The sequence below is a fragment of the Shewanella sp. KJ2020 genome, from assembly GCF_024197625.1.
Taxonomy (GTDB): Bacteria; Pseudomonadota; Gammaproteobacteria; order Enterobacterales; family Shewanellaceae; genus Shewanella.
This window is the reverse complement of the sequence record NZ_JAKUKD010000008.1, coordinates 87,334-104,340: the sequence shown is the minus strand read 5'-3', so window position 1 is coordinate 104,340 and position 17,007 is coordinate 87,334. Positions and strand designations below refer to the sequence as shown.

17 protein-coding genes are annotated in these 17,007 nt (G+C 44.8%); 15 read left to right on the top strand and 2 right to left on the bottom strand.

Going from position 1 to position 17,007, the window contains the following annotated elements; all coding sequences use genetic code 11:
- Positions 1-10 precede the first annotated feature (10 nt).
- From MJO46_RS04720 to MJO46_RS04690, 7 genes are all read left to right on the top strand, one after another.
- On the top strand, positions 11-964 hold the full coding sequence (locus MJO46_RS04720) for a class I SAM-dependent methyltransferase (protein WP_253988325.1): 954 nt from the start codon (positions 11-13) through the stop codon (positions 962-964).
- 321 nt (positions 965-1,285) lie between these two features.
- Positions 1,286-2,068 (top strand): DUF3450 domain-containing protein, encoded by a 783-nt coding sequence (locus MJO46_RS04715; protein ID WP_253988324.1) that lies wholly within the window; start codon positions 1,286-1,288, stop codon positions 2,066-2,068.
- Positions 2,068-3,423, top strand: coding sequence for a MotA/TolQ/ExbB proton channel family protein (locus tag MJO46_RS04710; RefSeq protein WP_253988323.1), 1,356 nt, complete (start codon positions 2,068-2,070; stop codon positions 3,421-3,423). Before MJO46_RS04715 ends, MJO46_RS04710 begins: the two co-directional genes overlap by 1 nt.
- Positions 3,423-3,950: a MotA/TolQ/ExbB proton channel family protein gene (locus MJO46_RS04705; RefSeq protein ID WP_253988322.1), complete on the top strand. Its 528-nt coding sequence runs from the start codon at positions 3,423-3,425 to the stop codon at positions 3,948-3,950. The genes MJO46_RS04710 and MJO46_RS04705 overlap by 1 nt, the downstream gene beginning before the upstream one ends.
- Positions 3,951-3,963: 13 nt before the next feature.
- On the top strand, positions 3,964-4,368 hold the full coding sequence (locus tag MJO46_RS04700; RefSeq protein ID WP_011071947.1) for a biopolymer transporter ExbD: 405 nt from the start codon (positions 3,964-3,966) through the stop codon (positions 4,366-4,368).
- A 1-nt stretch (position 4,369) separates the two neighbouring features.
- Positions 4,370-4,993, top strand: coding sequence for an energy transducer TonB (locus MJO46_RS04695; RefSeq protein ID WP_253988321.1), 624 nt, complete (start codon positions 4,370-4,372; stop codon positions 4,991-4,993).
- A 2-nt stretch (positions 4,994-4,995) separates the two neighbouring features.
- Positions 4,996-6,240, top strand: a complete 1,245-nt coding sequence (locus MJO46_RS04690) for a tetratricopeptide repeat protein (protein ID WP_253988320.1) — start codon at positions 4,996-4,998, stop codon at positions 6,238-6,240.
- Between the two features lie 50 nt (positions 6,241-6,290).
- On the opposite strand, the gene MJO46_RS04685 is transcribed toward MJO46_RS04690, so the two are convergent.
- Positions 6,291-6,800, bottom strand: coding sequence for a diguanylate cyclase (locus MJO46_RS04685; RefSeq protein ID WP_253988319.1), 510 nt, complete (start codon positions 6,798-6,800; stop codon positions 6,291-6,293).
- A gap of 80 nt (positions 6,801-6,880) precedes the next feature.
- On the opposite strand from MJO46_RS04685, the gene MJO46_RS04680 reads away from it, so the two are divergent.
- The 5 genes from MJO46_RS04680 to MJO46_RS04660 all read left to right on the top strand — a co-directional run bounded on the left by MJO46_RS04680 (position 6,881) and on the right by MJO46_RS04660 (position 10,482).
- A complete protein-coding gene (locus MJO46_RS04680; protein ID WP_253988318.1) occupies positions 6,881-8,710 on the top strand; it encodes a DUF885 family protein in 1,830 nt (609 codons plus the stop codon).
- Between the two features lie 174 nt (positions 8,711-8,884).
- Positions 8,885-9,163, top strand: coding sequence for a peptidylprolyl isomerase (locus MJO46_RS04675; RefSeq protein WP_253988317.1), 279 nt, complete (start codon positions 8,885-8,887; stop codon positions 9,161-9,163).
- A 71-nt stretch (positions 9,164-9,234) separates the two neighbouring features.
- Positions 9,235-9,771 (top strand): GNAT family N-acetyltransferase, encoded by a 537-nt coding sequence (locus MJO46_RS04670; RefSeq protein WP_253988316.1) that lies wholly within the window; start codon positions 9,235-9,237, stop codon positions 9,769-9,771.
- A gap of 69 nt (positions 9,772-9,840) precedes the next feature.
- Positions 9,841-10,071: an RNA-binding S4 domain-containing protein gene (locus MJO46_RS04665; RefSeq protein ID WP_253988315.1), complete on the top strand. Its 231-nt coding sequence runs from the start codon at positions 9,841-9,843 to the stop codon at positions 10,069-10,071.
- A 21-nt stretch (positions 10,072-10,092) separates the two neighbouring features.
- Positions 10,093-10,482 (top strand): ribonuclease E inhibitor RraB, encoded by a 390-nt coding sequence (locus MJO46_RS04660; protein WP_198783026.1) that lies wholly within the window; start codon positions 10,093-10,095, stop codon positions 10,480-10,482.
- 169 nt (positions 10,483-10,651) lie between these two features.
- Here MJO46_RS04660 and MJO46_RS04655 read toward each other — a convergent pair whose 3' ends face one another.
- The gene (locus MJO46_RS04655; RefSeq protein WP_253988314.1) at positions 10,652-11,539 is read right to left on the bottom strand and encodes a LysR substrate-binding domain-containing protein; all 888 of its coding nucleotides are present in this window, start codon (positions 11,537-11,539) and stop codon (positions 10,652-10,654) included.
- Positions 11,540-11,692: 153 nt separating this feature from the next.
- Here MJO46_RS04655 and MJO46_RS04650 point away from each other — a divergent pair, with 153 nt between their 5' ends.
- The 3 genes from MJO46_RS04650 (at position 11,693) to MJO46_RS04640 (ending at position 16,929) form a co-directional block, all read left to right on the top strand.
- Positions 11,693-12,466, top strand: coding sequence for a TSUP family transporter (locus tag MJO46_RS04650; RefSeq protein ID WP_253988313.1), 774 nt, complete (start codon positions 11,693-11,695; stop codon positions 12,464-12,466).
- Positions 12,467-12,730: 264 nt separating this feature from the next.
- Positions 12,731-13,876 (top strand): exonuclease SbcCD subunit D, encoded by a 1,146-nt coding sequence (locus MJO46_RS04645; protein ID WP_253988312.1) that lies wholly within the window; start codon positions 12,731-12,733, stop codon positions 13,874-13,876.
- Positions 13,873-16,929 (top strand): AAA family ATPase, encoded by a 3,057-nt coding sequence (locus MJO46_RS04640; RefSeq protein ID WP_253988311.1) that lies wholly within the window; start codon positions 13,873-13,875, stop codon positions 16,927-16,929. The genes MJO46_RS04645 and MJO46_RS04640 overlap by 4 nt, the downstream gene beginning before the upstream one ends.
- Positions 16,930-17,007: the final 78 nt, after the last annotated feature.

The following is a 17,007-nucleotide window of genomic DNA, read 5'->3' as shown; positions in this document are numbered from 1 at the left end:
TGGGTGGAGCATGAAGCAACATTGGAGTGAATATTGGAAACAAGGCCATTTGACTTCTTTTGGGAGTGATTTTGAAAGAAATTATGCTGGTATTTTACGCGATGTTTGGTTTCCAATTTTTGATGGACTTAAGCCTGGTTTCGAAGTTCTAGATGTTGCAACAGGCAATGGAGCGATACCATTATTAATTAGAGATTATTTAGGTCAATCTAATATCAATGGTCGGGTTAGAGGTATTGACTATGCTGAAATACACACCTCTATTAATGAACATGATGGTCAGATAGCGATTGATTTGATTGGTGGGGTAAACTGCGAATCAATTCCATTCGAAGCACAAGTGGATTTAGTGACATCCCAGTTTGGTATTGAGTATTCAAATGTGACTGAATCACTAGTGCAAATATCTAATATTTTGAAAATTGGCGGGCGTATTTCACTTGTATGTCACCATTCTGATTCAGTGATTATGGTTCGTAACAAACGGATTTTGGCGATAGTTCAAAATGGTTTGGTAGCTGAGCTTATTGATAACCTGCATTTACTAGTTGAAGCAATGGGAGATATTTTCGATAAGTCAGATTTACAACGATTGAAAGAAGACGCTATTTGTGAAAAATTGCGTATGAAAGTTAACCATCAACTAGGCGAGCTTGTTGCTATTGACCAGTCGGCATTACAAGACTCTGAAATTTTAAATTATGTAATGACGTTCTTTAAAAAAGGTATGTTTTGGTCAGTAAAAGATAAAAAAAATTATCTTAAATTTATTCAGCAGCAAATCAATAACTTAGGGTTAAGACTTACGGAGCTAATTAATGCGGCATTAGATGTACCTAAACTGGCTGGCATGGCAACACTACTGAGTAGTGTTGGAGTAAGGCTCTCCTCAATTTCAACATTAAAAACAGATGATCATCAAATAATCGCTTGGCACTTAGTATTTGATAAGTTGGTTAAATAATTGTTAATTTAGCGCGTTGTATATGACATGAAAGACCAGACTGACACTCAAAATGTTCATATAATAACCTTCCATGGTAGGTTCGTTTTGAAACACTTATTTCTATGACTTTTCATTCACGCCAATTGTTGACACAGGTCAACATTTTGTGAAATGATGCCAGCGGGTCTATGCCTGCAGAGGCATAGGAAAGGGAAGAAAAAACTAAGAAACACAAGAGAAAGACGAACTTACAGTATTTATGGCCTGACGCATTTGTTGCTGAAGGAGATGTTGCTGGTAAGTTAAACCTTTTTATTCACTTCAAATTGGTTGGGAACTATGTCCAAGGTAAGTAATAGAACAAAAATCGCTACTGCACTTGTTGGCGTGCTGGCATTAGCGAGCAGCAACTTCGTGGTTGCAGATCCTCTTGCCGACGCGCAAAAAGCGGATAGTTTGATCCACGCTGATGCCGCTGCGTCGCAAAAGAATGTTGATAAGTATTTCGATCAAGCACAAGACATGCTTTTTGAGTATGGTTCTGTAGCTGATGAGCGCGAGTCACTGAAGTCGTACAACGATTACGTTGCCAGCTTAGTTGCTGACCAGCAAAAGTCTATGGACGCGATTCAAAACGACATTAATGGCGTTGATAAATTACGTCAGGGCGTAGTGCCTTTAATGTTTAAAATGGTTGAGTCTTTAGAGCAATTCGTTCAATTAGACTTACCATTCAACTCTGAAGTACGCGCTAACCGCGTAAAAGAGTTAAAAAGACTGTTAAACACAGCTGAAGTAACCCTAGCTGAAAAATACCGTTTGATCCTTGATGCATACAGTATCGAGCGTGACTATGGCAGTGCTGTAGATGTTAACCAAGGATCATTAAGCGTTGATGGTAAAGAAGTGTTAGTTGACTTCTTCAACTTAGGTCGTGTTGCTCTTTATGCACAAAGCTTAGATCAAAAGACCGGCTGGATTTATAACTCTCAAACTAAGTCTTGGGATAAGTTAGAAGATAGCTACCTGCGTGAACTGACAAAAGGTATTCGCATTGCCCGTAAACAAGGCGCTCTAGATCTATTCGCATTACCAATTCCTGCTGCGGAGACTGCACAATAATGAAGAAGTTAATTACTACAGCTGTATTAGCTGCAAGTTTTTCTTTAACTGCTGGTATGGTTAGCGCAGCTGATGCACCTAAGACCATCGATCAACTATTGCAGCAAGTTAAAGTTGACCGTGCTGCTGAAGGCAAAGTGAATAGCAAGCGTGAGCAAGAATTCCAAGCAGAACGTGGCGATAAAGCTGCGCTGTTAAAACGCGAGAAAGATGCTCTAGCTGCTGAAAAACAACGCGGTAAAGATTTGAACCAAGCGTTCTTAGATAACGAGCGTAAAATCGCTCAGTTAGAAGAAGATCTGAAAACTGCTCAAGGTGACTTGGGTGAGATGTTTGGTGTAGTTAAAGGTGAAGCCGGTGATTTTGCTGGTAAACTGGCAAGTTCAAACGTCAGTGCTCAATATCCAAATCGTGACAAGTTTGTTGCCGATTTAGGGGCTCGTAAGCAGTTGCCTAAGATTGAAGAACTAGAAAAGTTTTGGCAGGAGCAGCTATTTGAAATGGCTGAATCTGGCAAAGTGGTTAAATTTCAAGGTTCTGTAACAGCGATTGACGGTTCGGTTAAGACCACTACTATCCACCGTGTGGGAGCTTACAACTTAACTGCAGATGGTAAATATGTTGTATTTAATCCAGAGTTAAACTTAGTACAAGAACTGTCGATTCAACCTGAAGGTTATCAAGTTAGCTCAGTCAAGAAGTGGGAGCAAATTACTTCTGGTACAGCTCCTTTCTATATTGACCCAGCTCGTGGTGTATTGCTGAACATTTACACCAACAAAGCTAGTTTTGAAGACCGTTTAGAATCAGGCGGCACAATTGGTTATATCATCTTAGTATTGTTAGCACTTGGCTTATTAATTGCTGCTGAGCGTTTCATTGTGCTGGCTGCTATCGGTGCAAAAGTTAAACGTCAAGCTAAGAATGTTGATAATCCAGGTAACAATGCCCTTGGTCGTATTTTGAAGGTTTACCATGAAAACAAAGATGTTGATGTTGAAACATTAGAGTTGAAATTGGATGAAGCCATTCTGAAAGAAACACCAGCATTAGAAGCTCGAATCCCTATTTTGAAAGTTATTGCGGCTATCGGTCCAATGTTAGGTCTGTTAGGTACAGTAACGGGTATGATTGCAACTTTCCAAAGTATCCAGTTATTCGGTACTGGCGATCCAAAACTGATGGCTGGCGGTATTTCTATGGCACTAGTAACAACAGTTCAAGGTTTGGTTGCCGCACTGCCATTGATGTTACTGCATGCAATGTTAGTTGCGCGTAGCAAATCAATTACCCAAATTTTGGAAGAGCAAAGTGCGGGTATTATCGCGGCGCATGCTGAGAAGAGGGCGGACTAATGATGTTATACCTGATGGACATTTGGGATTCCGTCAGGGGCTTCATGGCCGCTGGAGGAAACGTCCTTTGGCTGGTTGCGTTTGTATTGTTCGTCATGTGGGCTTTGATGATCGAGCGTTATTGGTACCTTAAGTGGATTTCACCAAAAAAACATCGAGCTATCATCGCTGCATGGGATGCAAGAGAGGAAACCACCTCTTGGTACGCACACCGTATCCGTGAAGCTTGGCTGTCCCAAGCTAGTCAAGAGTTGAACGATCGCATGCTGATGATTAAAACCTTAGTAGCCATTTGTCCTATGATAGGTTTGTTAGGTACCGTTACCGGTATGATTTCAGTGTTCGATGTGATGGCAGTTCAGGGGACGAGTAATGCTCGTTTAATGGCGGCCGGTATTTCCATGGCTACCATGCCCACAATGGCGGGAATGGTGGCAGCATTGTCCGGGGTGTTTGTTAGTACTCGGCTTGATCAACAAATGAAAATCCGGTTAGAAAAGCTAAAAGACCGCATGCCGCACCACTAGAGAGAGATTGAACATGGCACGTAAAAAGCATTCCAGTGTAGATGAGGAAGCGCAAATTGACATGACCCCGATGCTAGACATCGTGTTTATTATGTTGATCTTCTTCATTGTGACAACGTCATTCGTAAAGCCATCTGGTTTGGATTACAACAAACCAAAGGCTTCACAAGCAACTTCGAAACCGTCTTCTAACATTTTTATTGGTGTCAGTAAGAATGGGATCATTATGATGGAAAACCGTCAGGTTGATATCGAGCGTGTAACTGCAAACGTTGAGCGTATGCTCGCAGAAGCACCTGAGGCAGCAGTAATGATCCAAGCGGATAAAGATACCACTCATGGCTTAGTGGTTAAAGTATTAGACCAAGTCAAAGCGGCCGGTATAGATAAGATTTCGGTATCTGCGGGGAACGATTAATATGTTAAGAGCACTAGTATCGATCATTATTGGTGCTGCTGTGACTTTGGGATTGTTCTGGTTTATGGCTTTTCTGGTCGGGGGCGGCGCCCAGCGCGCCGAAACCTCAACCGAGACTCCAGTGATCGAAATCACCATGGACAGACAAGATTCAAAAGCACAGAGCAAACAAAGGGTCGTACCTCAACCTCCGCCACCACCAGCACAGCCTGAGAAACCTCAAGCTGCGCCGCCAGAAACATCATCAAATATTGATACGGCAATGTCGTTCAATATGGGGGGCGTGGAAGCGGGTGGTCATAGTGCCGGTGGTTTTAAGCTGGGTAATATGATGAACCGCGACGGTGATGCGACTCCTATTGTTCGTATTGAGCCTCAGTACCCAATAGCTGCAGCACGTGATGGCAAAGAAGGTTGGGTACAATTGCGCTTTACCATTAACGAATTAGGTGGTGTTGATGACGTTGAAGTTATCCAAGCCGAGCCTAAGCGTTTATTTGATAAAGAAGCCGTTCGCGCACTGAAAAAGTGGAAATATAAGCCAAAGATTGTTGATGGCAAACCACTTAAGCAACCAGGTATGACAGTGCAACTTGACTTCACTTTAGATAAAGGAGGCAACTAACGATGCGTAATGCTAATAAAATCGCAGCTTTATTATTGCTTTCTCTTTGTGGTGGATTTTCTGTTTCATCTGCGGTCGCGGCTGAAAAGTGTGAAATTGATAAACGCCAGGCTAAAGCTGTAGGTGAAGGGGCCGCGAAGAAAGTTCAGAAGTCTTTCGAAGCTTATACTAATGGCCAACTTGATGAAGCTATTGCTATTTTGCTTGAAGCAAATGCTAGGAATGATTTTGATAAAGCCTATGTAGCACGTATGCTTGGTAACTTTTATGCCGAAAAAGGCAAAATGGATACCGCGATCAAATACCTAAAACAAGCCGTTGAGGCGGATATTTTAGGTGGAACTGATCATGCTGCGACTCTACGTCTTTATGCTGATTTGCTGTTACAAGAGAAGAAGTTTAAGGAAGCGATTCCTTATTACTACAAGTGGATGGATTTCACTTGTAAGGCCGATTCTCAAATGTATCGTCGTATCGGTATTGCGCATTCAGAACTGAAGCAGTGGGATAAAGTGATTGAAGTGGCTGATAAGGGCCTTTCTCTCGCTGAAGCTCCTGATAAAGGTCTGTATCAGATGAAGCTAACGTCTTACTTCAACCAAAAGAAGTATAAACAAGCCGTTGGTGTGTTAGAAGTCATGGTGCCTTTATTCCCGGATGACGGCAGATTATGGGTTCAGTTAGCACAGTTTTATCTGATGGTAGAAGACTATGATAAGTCTCTTGCAACCTACGATTTAGCTTACAGAAATGGTTTCCTTGATAGTGCGGGTAATATTACTCGTTTAGCACAGCTGATGGCGCAGAAAGGTGCACCATATAAAGCCGCTAAAATCTATCAGAAACACATGAAGTCAGGTTTGATCGCTGAAGACGCAAAAACGTTTGAAATTTTAGCGGGTTTCTACCAAAACGCGAAAGAGTTTAAACAAGCCGCTGAGTTTTATGGTAAAGCTGCTGCGATCAGTAATGATGGTAAACTTTATTTGAAACAAGGCCGTTTATTGAGCTTAGATGAAAAATACGCAGAGTCGATCCCTGTGCTTGAAAAGGCAATTTCGCTCGGTATTGAACATCCAGGTGAGGCAAACTTTGAGTTGGCTTTAGCTCATTTAAGTTTGAAACAGTACAAGTCTGCTTATAATCGCGCAGTATTAGCTGCTAAAGATAAGAAGACTGAGAAGAGTGCAAATAGCTATATCTCTTATATTAAAGAGAAAGCACGTATGCACAACGTCACACTGTAATCCTTAGTCTGTATTAACAGCGTACTAAAAGCCCCTATCTAGGGGCTTTTTTATTGAAGCCTTATCAATACTTGGGATTGCTGCAGATTTTTCTCTAACTCCAAGGATAATTTCGATACGTTGGTAAATAGGGTTTCAATTTTCTGCTCTTGTGTTGGTAAACAAATACAAGCAGCGAGTTTATAGTCAATTTTTAGTTTGTGGTTTTTACCAAAATCCTGATTAAACGCTTGTATATGCTGTTCAATTCGCTCCAATACCACCTCAGTACCTTCTTCATCAATGTTAAATAAACCTAAGGCAAAATGGTTATGATCTAGCCTTGCAATCATATCCGTTGCCCGCAGCAGGGCTTCTTGTACTTGTTTAGTGAAGAATTCGAGTAAATGGGGTTGTTTGACTGTTTCATGAATGTGGGGGCACAGATACAATAGTGCCAAGCTTTGGTGTTCCCTCATATGCCGATGCCATTCTCGGTTAAATACTTCCATGAAATAGGTTTGATTGTAGACCCCGGTTTCTGGATCCCTAAATCCCGAGTTGCGAAATGAGTAGATCATAGATTAACTCCGTTAGCAGACTTTTTACTAAGTATAGGAACTGTTCCGCTATCACGGATCTAAAAGGAGAAATATAAAAAATGAAATTGAATTTATTGGTGGGAACGATAGCGTTACTTTTTGCTGTGCAAGGTTGCTCTAAGCCAGAGGTGACCTTAGCTGAACAAACTAGCTCACCTAATACCACAATCCAAAAGGCTGATGAGCAGACAGCTGAACAGCGTTATGTCGCCCTCGTCGATGCCTATTTTAAAGATTATCTAAGACTCGAGCCTATTTACGCGACTTTTGTTGGTGTGAACGATTATAACGATCAGTTTGGTGGCGATTTGACCGAAGAGTATCTAAAGGCACGTCATGAGCTAAATACTCGCTACTTAGCTCAAGCAAAGGCAATTGATGCTGCGCAATTACCCGCTGATTTACAATTAAGCTATGCACTGTTTGTCTATGATCGTGATATGGCGCTGGTGGATGAAACTTTCCCATCACGCTTTATGCCGATCAGCCAGTTCTACAGCACTGTGATTACTATGGTGCAACTCGGCAGCGGTGAAAGTGCGCAACCTTTTAATACAGTTCAAGATTACCGTAATTGGGGACAGAGAGTCGAGGGGTTCATCAAATGGATCCAATTGGCGCAAAATCGCATGAACGAAGGGATTGAGAGCAAAGTGGTGTTACCAAGAGTGCTAGTGGAGCGGATTATTCCACAGCTCGACACTATGCTAACAACGGATGCAACTCAAAGTATTTTCTACTCGCCAATATCGCACTTTCCTGAAAGCTTTTCCGAGCAGGATAAGTCCACATTAAGTGCGTCCTATCAAGCGATGATTAGCGAGCGTCTGGTGCCTGCGTTGACTGGGCTTAGGGATTATTTCAAACAAACCTATTTACCTAAGGCCCGCGCGACCGATGGCTGGTCTGGTTTACCCAACGGAAAAGCTTGGTATCAACACCTCGCAAATTCACATACAACGACTGCGATGCCAGTGGATGAAATCCATCAAATTGGTTTAAGTGAAGTGGCACGGATCCTTTCTGAAATGGATAAAGTGCGTGAGCAAGTGGGTTTCAAGGGTGATTTAAAAGCGTTTTTTGCCTCTTTATCTTCCGAACCACAGTATTTTTATACTGATCGCCAAGGTTTAATCGATGGCTATATGGTGCTTAAAGATAAAATTAACCAAGTATTGCCGCAGTATTTTAATGTTATGCCTAAGGCTGATTATGTGGTTAAACCCGTCGAAAGCTTCAGGGAACAATCGGCAGCGGGTGCATCCTATGAATCGCCAGCCGTGGATGGTACTCGTCCTGGGGTGTTTTATATCAATACCTATAATTTAAAAGCGCAGCCTAAATGGGGTATGACGACGCTATCTTTACACGAGGCCGCACCTGGGCACCATTTCCAAATTGCGATTAAACAAGAGCTAACCGGCGTACCTGAGTTCCAGCGTTTCAGTGGTTATACCGCCTTTGAAGAAGGTTGGGCGCTATATGCGGAATACCTTGGTATCGAGATGGGCTTATTTAGCGATCCTTATCAATATTTTGGTAAGCTCTCCGATGAAATGCTGCGGGCAATGCGTTTGGTTGTGGATACAGGGCTGCACGCTAAAGGGTGGAGCCGTGAGCAGGCGATTCAATATATGAAGGACAACTCGCCCATGGCCGAATCTGATATTGTGGCCGAAGTTGAACGTTATATGGCGATCCCTGGTCAAGCGCTTTCCTATAAAGTGGGTCAGTTGAAAATTCTGGCACTGCGTGCCCGCGCCGAAAAGGCTTTAGGTGATAAGTTTGATTTAAAGGCATTTCACGATCAAATCTTAACCTCTGGCTCATTACCTATGGCTGTTATGGAGCAGAAAATTGACCGCTGGATAGCGTTGAACCAAGCGTAAGCTGTTCACACAACAGTTATTTATATTAAAAGTGAGAGACGGTATTTTTAGTTCTTTTTAATTAAACAGAATGTTTTTATACTGGGCATTCTCACCCCGTTTGGAACAGTTAACTGAATGGGAACTACATGATATTTGGGGCAAATGTCTCATGATCTTCAACGGAGTTTTATTATGGTCCAGGCAACAGCAAGACATTTGTTAGTCAGCAGCGAAGAACAGTGCCAAGCGCTCAAACAACAAATTATAGACGGTGCGGATTTTGCGCACCTTGCCCGTACACATTCTTCTTGTCCATCGGGGGCTCAAGGTGGTGAACTGGGCTCATTTGGCCCAGGTATGATGGTGCGTGAGTTTGATGAAGTGGTCTTCAGTGCGCCATTGAACCAAGTCCAAGGTCCAGTGAAAACTCAATTTGGCTATCATTTGCTGGAAGTGACCAGTCGCGGTTAATTGTTGAGCAGTAGATAAAACGGCAGCTTATGCTGCCGTTTTCTTTTATAAGCCCTTATCACGGAGTCGCTATGTTAGAACTCTATACAGATAGACTAAAACTCAGAAGCTTACACGAGAGAGATTGGGAGCATTTTTATATGCTGCATCGCGATCCACAAATTAATCAATATGTCCGTATTCCTGAGTCAGAAGAGGTGATCCGCGCTAAGTTTCAGCAGCGTTCAGATACTTGGTTTTATGGCTCAGGTGAATGGCTCACCTTAGCCATTGAGACGCTTGATACTGGCATGTTTGTTGGGCTGACGGGGCTCTATTGCCAGAGTATGGAGGACCAACGTGCAGAAGTGGGTTATTTGCTCGCGAAAGAAGTCCATGGGAAAGGGTATGCGACCGAAAGCCTGCAAGCCGTGATTGACTGGGGTTGCTTGAGTTTTGATGTGCATAAATTTGTTGCCCATTGTGCCCAAGATAATCATGCCTCGGCACGTGTACTTGAGAAATGTGGTTTCAGACTTGAAGGGATACTCAGGCAGGAATTTAAGATAGGCGAACAATGGTTTGACGATTGCGCCTATGGGTTACTGAGCGCCGAAAGGCAAAGATAATTGAAATTTCTGCATCGCAGAGGACATGCTGCTATAATGCCGCAGGTTTATTTTTAGAGGCGTGTTTAAGTGGCGCAAATTAATCAGTTAGCTTTGCATTCTGGTGATGATTTCATTGAGTTGTACAAAGTATTAAAAGTACAGGGCATGACGAATGCGGGCGGTGAAGCCAAGCATTTTATCGACGAAGGCCTAGTCACTGTCAATGGCGAAGTGGAAACGCGTAAACGTAAAAAGATCGTAGCGGGCGATATCGTCAGTTTTAACGGTGAATCAGTTCAAATCATTGCGGCTGAATAAGCCTATCCAGTGGAGAAAGATATGCAATTTCCTGATGATGATAATGGCAAAATGCTGGCCGCAATGGCTGACGCAGGCATCGACTTAACTAAAGCGTTAGATGTTGATTTCTTTTTGGTTTTTGATGACCAACGTGATGCTGAGTCTGCATTAGAAGAATTAGCTAATTCTGATTTAGACGGTGAACTTGAGCTCAATCTGAACGATGAGCTGGGTAAGTGGGAAATTATTGCCTGCATCAATATGGTGCCTGACTACGATGATTTAGTTGAGCAAGAGACTATGCTCAACGAATTCGCCGCAGAGTTTGGCGGCATGACCGATGGTTGGGGTGTCATGCAACACCAAGACGGTGACGATGAGTTTATGGACGATGATGACCATGTCCACGATGAGCATTGTCAGCACTGATCCAATAGGGTCACGGTTAAATAATAAAAAACCACCGCAAGGTGGTTTTTTCATATCTAATTAATTCCTTATGCAGTGACTGTTGGATGTAGTGTGTGGATATGAGTTGTTCAATCTTTGAATACACTTTTATCGCAGCAGTTAGCCCAATAAATTAATCGCAAATAGATCAATGACGATAGGGCGCAAAGATCTCCAACAACCAGTCGATAAAGGCTTGTACTTTGAGTGGCATACTCGGGGATTTTGGAGTGAGCAAATAGTAGGCATATGGGCTGATAAAGTTAGCATCGAAGGGGATCACTAGGCTGCCGTTTGCGAGTTGATCTTCAATAAAAAATCGTGGGATGAGTGCCGCGCCCATCCCACTGGCCGCAGCTTGGCTCAACATATAAAAATGTTCAACCCCAAAGGTTTGTTCCTGGGTGAGTTTAAGTCCGACTTTTTCTGCCCAATATTCCCATAGCTCTGGTCTGGTAGTGTGCTTAAGGAGAGTGACGCTATTAATATCTTCAATACACTGAAGCTTAGGTGCTAGCGAGGGAGCACACACAAGGCATAAATCCTCATCCATCAGTTTGATATAGTTGACCCCTTTGGGTATGACAGTGCTGCTACGAATGGCGATATCGTAACGGCCTTGGCTAAAATCGACGGCAAAATCCCCAATAGAGAGATCCACATACAAGTGTGGATAGCGGGATTTAAACTGCTCCATTCTTGGGATTAACCAGTTGATGGTTAAACTGGGCAATACGTTTATCGCTAAGCTTTGTGGCACCGCACTTTGGCGGCGTAAATCCCCTGTGGCACTGGAGAGAGTTTGCAGCGCAGCTTGCACATGGGGTAAATAGCGTTTGGCTTCATCGGTTAGTCCGGCTTTTTTGTGTAAGCGTACAAAGAGCGCAAAGCCAAGATAATCCTCTAATATTTTGATCTGTTTGCTGATCGCGCCATGGGTGACATGCAACTCCTTGCTGGCGAGTGTCATACTTTGCAATCTCGCGGCAGCCTCGAAGGCGCGAAGGGCATTGAGTGGTGGCAAATCGGGAAACATAGCGATATCCAAGCATACTGACATGGGCCAAAAATAATGGTTTAGTGTGACTTTATCTCACGCTATGGCGACAATAACTCCTTTGCGTTTATAAGGCAAACGCAGTCTAATGCACTGCAATGACACCCATTTACCTAAAAAGAATCATAAATCATGCTCGAGTTTGAACTCACTCTACAAATTGCTGCGTTACTTTTTGCCGTTGCTATGGTGGCCGGATTTATCGACTCCATCGCCGGTGGTGGCGGTTTACTGACAATACCTGCCTTGATGTGGGCGGGTTTACCGCCAGCGGTTGCCTTAGGTACAAATAAACTCCAAGCCTGTGGTGGCAGTTTTTTTGCGAGCCTGTATTTTGTGCGTAAAGGACTCGTTGATCTTAAATCTGTGAAATTGTCGCTCTTTTGCGCGTTTATCGGCGCGGCATTGGGCACTATTCTCGTTCAGTTGGTTGATACTAAAGTGCTGGAGCTGGTCTTGCCCTTTTTGATTTTAGCCATTGGTTGTTATTTCTTATTTTCGAAAAAGATTTCTGAAGACGATAAGCATCAAGTGCTGACACCGACTGCGTTTGCGTTCACCGCGGCTTTAGGTGTGGGCTTATACGATGGCTTTTTTGGCCCAGGCACGGGCAGCTTTTTTGCGCTGGCCTTTGTGTCCCTTGCGGGCTTTGGTCTAGCAAAAGCCACGGCCCACGCCAAACTACTTAATTTCTCGACTAACATCGCTTCGCTGATTTTTTTTGCCTTGGGCGGCAAAGTGATTTGGTTATTGGGCTTAGTAATGCTAGCAGGGCAAGCGATTGGCGCAACCTTAGGCTCGCGTCTGGTTGTCACTAAAGGCACTAAGATCATTAAGCCGTTAGTCGTGACTATGTCCCTTGCCATGAGTTTTAAACTGCTGGTGAATCAATATCAGCTGTTTTGATCGATTGAGTCAATTTAGGGTATTTCCATCCTGCGTGGATGGAAATTCCTCCGCGTGTTTCTAATTCATTCACTCCTTTTGCTTTGGCTATACACTGTTAGGTTTTTTGCATAGTATAACCTGTCATTTCTCATGCACTTTTTGAGTTTGTTCCCATTGTTTTTCTTGTATTACTCAGTGCGTTACATTATCTGCGTTTGGCCAAATTACAGCCAATATGAATATCAGCCCTCGGTTTGGCTGCAATAGGGTTTAAGAGCGATTATGAAATTTATCCACACCTCAGATTGGCACATAGGCCGTCAGTTACACAATCAGTCATTACTGGATGATCAGGCCTTTGTGCTCGATCAAATTGTGGCTTTGGCAACGGAACATAATGTCGATGCCGTGATTGTGGCGGGGGATATTTATGATAGATCGATTCCGCCAGCCAATGCGGTCGCGCTATTAGATAATGTACTCAATCGGCTAGTGCAGGATCTTAAACTGCAAGTGATTATGATTGCCGGTAACCATGATAGCCACGAGCGCTTAGGGTTTGCGGCCAAACAAATGGCGGCAAGTGGATTACATATTATAGGGCCGCTTAGCGCAGCACTTTCGCCTATTAGGCTAGAAAGCCCAACGGGCGCCGCCTATTTTTATCCGTTACCTTACGCTGAACCTGCCACAGTGCGGCAAGTTTTTGAATGTGAAGCACCAAGCCATGAGGCCGCCATGGCACTATTGCTTGAACAAGTGCGTCAGCATGATAGCCAAGGTTTGCCAAAAGTGGTGATAAGCCATTGCTTTCTGGATGGTGGCAGTGAGTCGGAATCTGAGCGACCACTGAGTATTGGCGGCGCCGACAAGATATCGCCAGCACTATTCACTGAGTTTGATTATGTCGCCCTTGGGCATTTGCACGGACCGCAATACAAGGGCGCCGAACATGTGCGTTACTCAGGATCGATTTTGAAGTATTCCTTTAGCGAACAGCATCAACACAAGTCGGTGACTTTAGTTGAGCTTGGCGCACAAATGCCGATGGATATTCGTTTATTACCGTTAACCTCGATGCGTGATGTTCGGGTTTTGGAAGGGGTGCTAGCTAACCTCATTGAGCAAGGTAAAACCGATACAAAGCGTGATGATTACCTTATGGTTAGGCTCCTCGATAAACACGCTATTTTGGATGCAATGGGTAAACTCAGAGCCGTTTACCCTAATGTGCTGCATTTAGAACGCACAGGGCTAATGGCGGGGCAGCAACAAGTCGCTTTGAGCCGGGATCATATCAAAAAAGGCGAGATGGATATGTTTTGTGACTTTTTCACTCAAGTGTCTGGCGAGTCATTAACGCAGGCGCAGCAAGCTGTGATGGATGAGCTGTTGACTAAGCTACACAATGAGGAGCGCCAAGCATGAGACCGCTACATCTTTCCATGTCTGCCTTTGGTCCCTTTGCTACGACTCAGACGATTGATTTCACTGCATTAGGTCATAATCCGTTATTTCTGATCAATGGCCCAACGGGCGCGGGTAAAACAACCTTGCTCGACGGCATTTGCTTTGCGCTCTATGGTAAAACCACGGGTAACGAGCGTGAAGGCAGCCAAATGCGCTGCGATATGGCAGACAATAGCTTGCTTACAGAAGTCACTTTCAGTTTTCAACTGGGCAGTGATAGCTATCGCATCCGCCGAGTGCCGGAGCAGGACAGAGTCAAAAAAAGTGGTGATGGCTCGACGGTGCAAAAGAGCGAAGCGCAGCTCTATAAAATTGACGCCGATGGCAATGAAAGCTTATTAGTCGCCAGTAAAGTGTCCGAGGCCACCGCTGAGATTGAAGCCCTAACCGGGCTCGATGTGGAACAATTTCGCCAGGTGATGGTGTTACCCCAGGGCAAGTTTCGTGAATTGTTAATGGCGGATTCTAAGGCACGTGAACTGATATTTAGTCAGTTATTTCAAACGAATATTTACCGCCGGATTGAAGATACCCTAAAAAATAAGGCTGCTGACATCAGCGCCCTAGTGAAAGACCAACGCAGTCGCCGCGATGGCATTTTGCAGAGTGCGGGCCTAGCATCTGATGACGAGCTTAGCAGCGAATTAGCCAAGCTCACGCCTGAACTGGCGCTCGCCCAAAGTGCGAAGGAACAGGCATTACAGCAGCAACAATTAGTGATTAAAGTAAATGATGCCGCCCAGCATCTACAGGCTGAATTTGCACAGTTGGATGCCTTAACGCAAAGTGTAGCTGAGCTCGATGCCCAGCAAGAGAGCATAGCCGCGCAAACCCACAAGTTAAATTTAGCCAAGCAAGCGCAGCGCTTAGCGCCCATGGTTGAGGTGTTTGTGGCCCGTGAGCAGGAAGCCAAGGCGGCCAATCTTGCCTTGAGTCACGCGCAAACGGCACTGACTCAGGCCAAGCAAGCCTTTGATGAGGCTGAGCTCAAAGCGCAAGATTTGCCTGCGTTGGAGGCCTCGCTACTCGAGCAGGAACAAGTTAAACAGCAACTGAATACGCTGGGGCCGCAGCTTAGGGAGTTGGATCAACTCAATAAAACCCTAGAGCAGGAGCGAGCGCAGTTAGTGAGGGCGAAAGCGCAGCTTCAGGGCAGTAAAAATAAGTTAACCGCCGTTACTCAAAAACGTTATGAACTGGAGTCTGCTCTGCCACCACTGCAGGCCAGTAGTGAAACTCGACTCTCACTGCAGCAGGCGCACCAACAGCAGCAACAGTTATTATCTACCTATCAGCAATGGCAGCAAGTAGCGGCAAAGGTCGCGGCGACACAGGCTAAAATTGCCGAGGCGAAAGCCCAAGGGCAACAGCTCAATGTCCTGCATCAGCAAGCGCAGCTTGCGCATAAAGCCTTATTAATGACTTGGCACCAAGGGCAGGCCGCCATTTTGGCTAAGCAATTACAGCAAGATGCGCCTTGCCCCGTCTGTGGTAGCCACATTCACCCGCAGCCAGCACAGAGCCAAGAGGCGCTCCCGAGTGAAGAAGCGCTGCAAGTGGCGCAAGAGGCAGAAGCGACGGCCCAAGAAATTCTGAGTAAAGCCAGAGCGGAATACCGTGGATTACAGGCACAGTTAGAAACCCTGCAACAACAAGTGCAGGATCTTGCTACCCAATTGGGTACAGCGGTTGATATTCCTGTAGATGAACATACGCAAACCCTGTCGCAATACGCTTTCTCACTCGCGCAGGCCGAGCAAGCGCATCAACATTTGCAGCAGTTACAACAAGAGATTGCCCTGTTGCACGCACAGGAAACGCAGCTGCAACAAAAGCTGGAGCAAGGGCAAGCTCAGGACAACGCATTGCAATCTAAAGTGGATTTATTGCAGGGGCAGTTAGCGCAAATGCAGCAAAGCGTGCCATCGGCGCTGGCAACGCTTGAGGCATTAACCGCAGCGATAATGCAAAACCAGCAAACTCTTAGCCAAATTAAACAACAGATTGCGAGCGTGAGGGAGCGTCAGCAACAGGCCGGGCAAACCTTTGTTGCGGCAAAAGCTGCGCTTAATGGGGCCGAAAATGCCGCAGAGGTTGCATTAGCCCAACAAACCCGCGCCCAGCAGCAACTCAATCAGCAACTCGTCGCTGCTGGTTTTGTCGATCAACAGGCCCTATTTGAGGCCATGCTAGATGAAACGCAACTGCATGCATTGGCAAACGAGATTGAAACTTATCAGCAACAGAGTGCGTTGACTAAGGCCCAGTGCGAACAGTTAGCTCTTAAGCTTAAAGATAAAGTGCCGCCCGATAGCATTAAGCTTGCTGCCGAGCTTGAGTCGGCGCAGCAAGCATTGCAAGTGGCAGAGCAGGCATGGCAGCTACTTCACACTCGCACAGTATTACTGACGCAAACCCAAACCCAATTGAGTCTCGCAGATACGAAGGCTAAGGCCTTAGAGAATGAATATGCGGTTATCGGCACACTTGCCGATGTGGCTAATGGAAAAACCGGCAATAAAATCAGTCTGCAACGTTTTGTATTGAGCGTACTGCTAGACGATGTGTTGCTCGAAGCGAGCCATAGGCTACATCTGATGAGTAAAGGGCGTTATCGTTTGCTCCGTAAGGAAGATAGGGCAAAGGGTAACAAAGCGTCTGGACTTGAGTTAGAAGTGGAAGATGCCTACACCTCAAAAGTGCGTCCGGTGGCGACCCTAAGCGGCGGCGAAAGCTTTATGGCGGCATTATCTATGGCGCTAGGGTTATCCGATGTAGTGCAAGCCTATGCGGGAGGAATTAAGCTCGATACCCTGTTTATCGATGAAGGTTTTGGCAGCCTTGATCAGGACTCATTAGAACTTGCCATTCGAACCTTGATGGATCTGCAATCCTCTGGCCGCATGATAGGGTTGATCTCCCACGTTTCTGAGATGAAAGAGCAGATAAATACCCGTATTGATATCCTAAAAACCTCCCATGGGAGTGAAATTGCAATCGTTTTGCCTTAGTCAGGGTTTACCGTGATAATGACTTTATAACAATATGTTTTAAAAGATAAATTTAAGTTCGTTTCAGTATTTATATAG

Excerpts from the sequence above, each read along its gene's own strand:
- MJO46_RS04640 (WP_253988311.1), top strand. The coding sequence starts at position 13,873 with ATGAGACCGCTACATCTTTCCATGTCTGCCTTTGGTCCCTTTGCTACG.
- MJO46_RS04650 (WP_253988313.1), top strand. The coding sequence starts at position 11,693 with ATGCTCGAGTTTGAACTCACTCTACAAATTGCTGCGTTACTTTTTGCC.
- MJO46_RS04720 (WP_253988325.1), top strand. The coding sequence starts at position 11 with ATGAAGCAACATTGGAGTGAATATTGGAAACAAGGCCATTTGACTTCT.
- MJO46_RS04655 (WP_253988314.1), bottom strand. The coding sequence starts at position 11,539 with ATGTTTCCCGATTTGCCACCACTCAATGCCCTTCGCGCCTTCGAGGCT.
- MJO46_RS04660 (WP_198783026.1), top strand. The coding sequence starts at position 10,093 with ATGCAATTTCCTGATGATGATAATGGCAAAATGCTGGCCGCAATGGCT.
- MJO46_RS04715 (WP_253988324.1), top strand. The coding sequence starts at position 1,286 with ATGTCCAAGGTAAGTAATAGAACAAAAATCGCTACTGCACTTGTTGGC.
- MJO46_RS04710 (WP_253988323.1), top strand. The coding sequence starts at position 2,068 with ATGAAGAAGTTAATTACTACAGCTGTATTAGCTGCAAGTTTTTCTTTA.
- MJO46_RS04695 (WP_253988321.1), top strand. The coding sequence starts at position 4,370 with ATGTTAAGAGCACTAGTATCGATCATTATTGGTGCTGCTGTGACTTTG.
- MJO46_RS04685 (WP_253988319.1), bottom strand. The coding sequence starts at position 6,800 with ATGATCTACTCATTTCGCAACTCGGGATTTAGGGATCCAGAAACCGGG.
- MJO46_RS04645 (WP_253988312.1), top strand. The coding sequence starts at position 12,731 with ATGAAATTTATCCACACCTCAGATTGGCACATAGGCCGTCAGTTACAC.
- MJO46_RS04705 (WP_253988322.1), top strand. The coding sequence starts at position 3,423 with ATGATGTTATACCTGATGGACATTTGGGATTCCGTCAGGGGCTTCATG.
- MJO46_RS04670 (WP_253988316.1), top strand. The coding sequence starts at position 9,235 with ATGTTAGAACTCTATACAGATAGACTAAAACTCAGAAGCTTACACGAG.
- MJO46_RS04700 (WP_011071947.1), top strand. The coding sequence starts at position 3,964 with ATGGCACGTAAAAAGCATTCCAGTGTAGATGAGGAAGCGCAAATTGAC.
- MJO46_RS04690 (WP_253988320.1), top strand. The coding sequence starts at position 4,996 with ATGCGTAATGCTAATAAAATCGCAGCTTTATTATTGCTTTCTCTTTGT.
- MJO46_RS04680 (WP_253988318.1), top strand. The coding sequence starts at position 6,881 with ATGAAATTGAATTTATTGGTGGGAACGATAGCGTTACTTTTTGCTGTG.
- MJO46_RS04675 (WP_253988317.1), top strand. The coding sequence starts at position 8,885 with ATGGTCCAGGCAACAGCAAGACATTTGTTAGTCAGCAGCGAAGAACAG.